Genomic DNA, 5,551 nt, shown 5'->3' with positions numbered 1-5,551 from the left:
CGGCTTCCTGGCCGCCGGCGCGCGCAGACCCGAGGCACTGCGGACGGCACTCGCCTGGTCGGACGCCGCCGTTCGACAGCCGGGCACGGAACTGACCGCCGACGGCACCGAGGCCACCACCGACGTCACCCTGCACGACCACGTGGACGCACGGCGCCGCCTGCGCCGTTCCTGAGACCCGCGCGCGACCCGCCCCCGGCCCCGGGACCAGGCCGAGCAGGGACGCCAGGTGCGCCGGGGCCCGCCCGTGGTCTCCGTCGATCGCGGTGGTGAGCGTCGTGCGCGCTCCGGCCGGGGTTCATCGCGACTCTGTCCAGCACGGGAACGCCTTCATCGAGATCGCTAGACCGCGTCGGGAAGCCGGGCGGGAACGGCGTTGTGCACCTGCTGGAAGACGACCGAGGTGCGGAAGCCGATGATCTCCCGGCGCTTGCTCAGCCGGTCGAGCAGGAAGGCGTGCAGGTGGTCGAGGTCCTGCACGGCGACGTGGAGCAGGAAGTCGTCGCCACCGCCCAGCACGAAGACGCTGAGCACTTCCGGCATGGCGCTCGCGGAGTCCTTGAAGGCGTCGATGACGGAACGGCTGAGGGGACGCACCTGGACCGAGACCATGGCCTGCACACCGCGGTTGAGCGCGGCCGGGTCGATCTCGGCGTGGTAGCCGCGGATGACGCCGCGGCGGGTGAGCGCCCGGACGCGTTCCAGGCAGGTCGAGGGCGCGACGCCGAGTCTGCGGGCCAGTTCGCGGTTGGACTGCCGCGCATCTGTCTGGAGAAGCCGGATGATCTCCGAATCAAGTTCGTCCACTCGCGGGATTTTGCCAGAGTTCCGGCCGTTCGTACGGTTCGGCGCCTATTACGCGACCGAATGGATGACTCTTGACCCGTATCGCCGTCCGCGCGACAGGAGGTCCGGTGGCGTGTCCACCTTCGAGCACGAACAGGTCCTGATCCGTACGGGCCGGCGGTCGGGCCTGCCGGTCATCGTCGCCGTGCACTCATCCACGCTCGGCCGGGCGGTCGGCGGATGCCGTCTCCGGCACTACGACGACTGGCGGGACGGTCTCACCGACGCCTTGCGCCTGTCGGCCGGCATGACCGCCAAGTGCGCGGCGGCCGGACTCGACAACGGCGGCGGCAAGACGGTCGTCGCCATGCCCGGAGGGCTCGCGCTCACCCCGGCCCTGCGCCGCGACGTGCTCCACGACGTGGCGGACACCGTCGCCTTCCTGAACGGCCGGTACGCGACCGGGCCGGACGTCGGCACCACTCCCGACGACATGACGGTCATCGGCGAACGCACCGGCCACGTGCTGGGCAGGCCGGTGGACCAGGGCGGCAGCGGAGATTCCTCGGTCCCCACCGCGGCCGGGACGCTGGCCGCTCTCCGGGCCGTCGGCGGGCACCTCTACGGCACGCCCGACCTCAAGGGCCGGCGCGTGGCCGTGGTCGGAGTGGGCAGCGTCGGCGAGAAACTCGCCCGGATGCTCGCCGCGGAGGGAGCCGTCCTCGTGCTCGGCGACATCGACCCCGCCAAGCGGGCGCTGAGCACCGAGCTCGGCGCCGCCTGGGAGGAACCGGAGCAGGCGCTGACCGCTGACGTCGACCTCCTGGTGCCGGCGGCCCTCGGCGGCGTGCTCACCGAACGGATCGTCCCCCGGCTCCGCTGCGCCGCCGTCGCCGGGCCCGCCAACAACCAGCTCGCCACTCCCGCCGTCGCCGACCTGCTCCACGACCACGGCGTCATCTGGGTCCCGGACTACATCGTCGGAGCGGGTGGCGTCGCCTACGCCGTCACGGTCGAGCTCCGTCGTGGCACCGCCGAAGACGGCCTCGCCCGCGTCCAGGCCATCGAGAACACCGTCACGGACCTGCTGACCACGGCGCGGACCACGGGCACGACCCTCGCCGAGGCCGCGAGCGAGCTGATCGAACTCCGCCTGCGCTCAGCCGCTCCGGCTCCCGCGAAGGAGAGCCGGAGCGGCTGAGCGGGGTCGTCGTCGAAGCGATGGACCCGGAACCCTGGCCCGCTTCTGGGCCGAGGCGCTGAACGGACCGGCGCCCGAGGCGACCCGCGACGGCGAGCGTACGGTCATCCGCGCGGGCGACGCCGTCGTACGGCTGCGGTTCGTACCGGCCACGCGACCGAGGGTGAGCAAGAACCGGTTGCACCTGGACATGGCCGACGGTCCCGATCCGGCCCGGGAGGTGGAGCGGGTTTTCGCCCTGGGCGCCTCCAGGGCCGACATCGAGTGTCCCGGACGGCGGGGCTTCGAAACGCGCCCTAGCCGCGCCGCAGCCGCAGCGTCACGATCTCGAACGGGCGGAACGCGATCTCGATCGGTTCTCCGGCCGCCCATGCCGAGGCCTGCACGGCGGTGTCCGGGAGGCCGGCCGGGTCGCGTTCGAGCAGGTCGGTCGTCCAGGCCCGCCCGACGGGCTCGGAGACCTCGACGCGCGCCCGCGCCCGGCCTCCCCGTGCCTCGTACAGCCGTACGACGAGGTCGCCGGAGCGGTCCTCGGCGAGCTTGACGGCCTCCACCACGACGGCGGGCGACGAGACCGTGACGAGCGGGGCCACCGGGCCGCCGCCGGTCACCGTGCGCACCGGGAGGTTGAGCCGGTAGCCGGTGTCGAGAGCCTCCAGTACGGTCGGGGCGGGCCGCAGCGCGGTGCGCAGGACGTGCTCGCCCTGGTCGGCGTGCGGGTCCGGAAAGCGCGGCGCCCGCAGCAACGACTCGCGCACCAGCGTGACCGTCGAGCCGTCGGGCGCCCAGCGGCGGGTGATGTCGTGACCGTAGGTCGAGTCGTTCGCGACGGCCACGCCGAAGCCCGGCTCGCCGACGTGCACCCATCGGTGCGCCGCCGTCTCGAAGCGCGCCACGTCCCAGGACGTGTTCGTGTGGGTGGGCCGCCGTACGTGCCCGAACTGCACCTCCGACGACGCCCGGTCGGCGTGCACCGCGAGCGGGAACGCGAGCTTGAGCAGCTTCTCCTGCTCGTGCCAGTCGGCACGAGTCTCGATCTCCAGTTCGGACGAGGCCTCCGCGAGCCGGAAGGTCTGCACGAACGCCGAGCGCCGGAACGAGCGCCGTACGACGAGCGCGTCGCCGGTGGCATCCACCGCGTCCGCCTCGCGCAGCTCGGTCACGGTGTGGCGGTAGTGCTCGTCGATGTCCCACGCGTCCCACTGGTTCGGGGTGTCGCGGAACACCTGGAGCAGTGCCGCCGCCTCGCCGGCGGCCACGAGCTCGCGCCCCGATGAGGTCTCGACGAACGAGACGAGCAGGCCCGTCGTGTCGAAGACCGCCCGGACGACGCCGTTGTCGAGCACCCACCCCGCGTCGGCGGCGACGGGGGCCGTCCAGACGGGTACGGGCCCGGCCGTCGCTCCGAGCGCGGGCGCCCCGGCCGAGGCGACCGGTGCCGCGTTGAAGACGACCGGCGCCGAGCCCGGTCCGGCGAGGGCCCGCTGCGCCTCGTCGATCACCGGGGCGAGCGCGGCGGCGACGGCCGCGTAGTTGCGCTCCGCCTCCTGGTGCACCCAGGCGATCGAGGAGCCGGGCAGGATGTCGTGGAACTGCTGGAGCAGCACGGTACGCCAGGCGTCGTCGAGCGTCTCGTACGGATAGTCCGCGAGCCCGCGCCAGGCCGCGGTCGCGCTCCAGAGCTCCGCCTCGCGCAGGAGGTGTTCGCTGCGCCGGTTGCCCTGCTTGGTCCTCGCCTGCGAGGTGTAGGTGCCGCGGTGCAGTTCGAGGTACATCTCCCCCGACCACGTGGCCGGCGCCGGATGGGTCTCCCGGGCGAGCGCGAAGAAGCGCTCCGGCGTGCCCACCTCGACCCGCGGCGACCCCTCCAGCGAGCGCGTACGAGCGGCGGCCTCCATCATCTCCCGGGTGGGCCCTCCTCCCCCGTCACCGAATCCGAACGGCGTGAGCGAGACGTTGGAGACGCCTTTCTCGGCGTACTGCCGCTGGGCGCGGGCCAGGTCGGCGCCGGACAGGTCGGAGTTGTAGGTGTCGGTCGGCGGGAAGTGCGTGAAGATGCGGCTGCCGTCGATGCCCTCCCACCAGAACGTGTGGTGCGGCATCCGGTTGGTCTCGTTCCACGAGATCTTCTGGGTGAGGAACGCGTGCGCACCGGCAGCGCGCGCGATCTGCGGCAGCGCCGCCGTGTAGCCGAACGAGTCGGGCAGCCACACCTCGTCGGGCTCATAGCCGAATTCGCGCAGGAAGAAGCCCTTCCCGTACACGAACTGACGCGCGAGCGCCTCACCGCCGGGCAGGTTCGTGTCGGACTCGACCCACATCCCTCCCACCGGTACGAAGCTCCCGTCGGCGACCCTCCGGCGGATGCGTTCGAACAGCTCCGGGTAGTGGTCCTTCATCCACGCGTACTGCTGTGCGCTGGAGCAGGCGAACACGAAGTCCGGGTACTCGTCCATGAGCGCGAGCACGTTCGAGAACGTACGGGCGCACTTGCGGATCGTCTCGCGCGTCGGCCACAGCCAGGCCGAGTCGATGTGCGCGTGCCCCACCGCGATCACCCGGTGCGCGCTGGGGTAGGCGGGCGAGGCGAGCACACCCGCGAGGGCGTCGCGGCCCGCGGCGGCGGTCTCGGCCACGCGGTCGGGGTCCACGACGTCGCACATCCGCTCCAGCGCGCGCAGGATCTCGGCGCGGCGCGGCAGTGACGCCTCCAGCTCCTCCATGAGACCGACGAGGGTCCAGCAGTCCCGCAGCAGGCCGTAGACGGTCAGGTCGCGCTCGACGAGGTCGACGCGGCGGAGGGTGTAGATGGGCTCGACGCCGGCGGTCGCCTTGTCGCCGAGCGGAGTGGGCAGGTAGAAGTAGTGCCCGCCCACGTCGGGGTTCGAGGCGGCCTCGATGTAGAGGTCGATCGGCCCGGGCCCGACGGGCACGGCGTTGTTCAGCGGCTCGAGGCCCTTCACGATCGTGCCGTCGGGCCGGTAGATGAGGCCCTCGGCCTGAAAGCCGGGCTGCCGTGCCGAAAAGCCCAGGTCGGCGACCATCTCCAGTGCGACGTCCGCGCCGCCCCACCCCTCGGGGATCTCACCCGTGACGCGGAACCAGGTCGTACCCCACGGTTTGCTCCAGGGCATGCCGGGTTCGAAGGGGGTGAAGCCCTGCGCCACGGCCTCCGCGAACGGCACCGGCTCGTCGGGCACCTCCCACGCCGTCACGTCGAGCGCGACGCGACGACGCTCCACGGCCGGCGCGATGCGCTCGCGCACGAAACGCTCGACGCGCATCTCGATCTGGGGGGTGGTGTCGTGCATGAAGGCTCCTGACCGTGGCAGAGGGGAGGAAACGAAACACCGAAGATCGTGCGGAGACGGATCGCTAGGGCCTGTCTCGGTCGGGCCGCGGGTTTTCCACAGCCGCGCGTCCGGCCTTCCTTTGGCGTGTGGGGGGCTTGACAATGGAAGTGGGGTCGGCGCCCCCTGGGAGGGCGGGGAGTGTCTCGGGGCGGGGAGTGTCTCGGGGCGGGGAGTGTCTCGGGGCGGGGAGTGTCTCGGGGCGGGGAGTGTC

Annotated in this window: 3 protein-coding genes and 1 pseudogene; 2 read left to right on the top strand and 2 right to left on the bottom strand. The window is 72.3% G+C overall.

Going from position 1 to position 5,551, the window contains the following annotated elements; translation table 11 throughout:
* Window positions 1–342: 342 nt before the first annotated feature.
* Window positions 343–807: an Lrp/AsnC family transcriptional regulator gene (locus tag ACFFNX_RS40585; protein WP_378211501.1), complete on the bottom strand. Its 465-nt coding sequence runs from the start codon at window positions 805–807 to the stop codon at window positions 343–345.
* Between the two features lie 112 nt (window positions 808–919).
* On the opposite strand from ACFFNX_RS40585, the gene ACFFNX_RS40580 reads away from it, so the two are divergent.
* On the top strand, window positions 920–1,987 hold the full coding sequence (locus ACFFNX_RS40580) for a Glu/Leu/Phe/Val dehydrogenase dimerization domain-containing protein (RefSeq protein WP_378211499.1): 1,068 nt from the start codon (window positions 920–922) through the stop codon (window positions 1,985–1,987).
* Window positions 1,988–2,021: 34 nt separating this feature from the next.
* Window positions 2,022–2,237 (top strand): annotated as a pseudogene (locus ACFFNX_RS40575) (VOC family protein); the annotation flags it as partial.
* Between the two features lie 46 nt (window positions 2,238–2,283).
* Here the strand turns inward: ACFFNX_RS40575 and ACFFNX_RS40570 are convergent.
* On the bottom strand, window positions 2,284–5,298 hold the full coding sequence (locus ACFFNX_RS40570; protein WP_378211498.1) for an alpha-mannosidase: 3,015 nt from the start codon (window positions 5,296–5,298) through the stop codon (window positions 2,284–2,286).
* Window positions 5,299–5,551 lie beyond the last annotated feature (253 nt).

This window comes from Actinoallomurus acaciae (assembly GCF_042429965.1).
Lineage (GTDB): Bacteria > Actinomycetota > Actinomycetes > Streptosporangiales > Streptosporangiaceae > Actinoallomurus > Actinoallomurus acaciae.
Note: the sequence above shows the minus strand (reverse complement) of the source record. Positions and strands in the feature narration are given on the sequence as shown.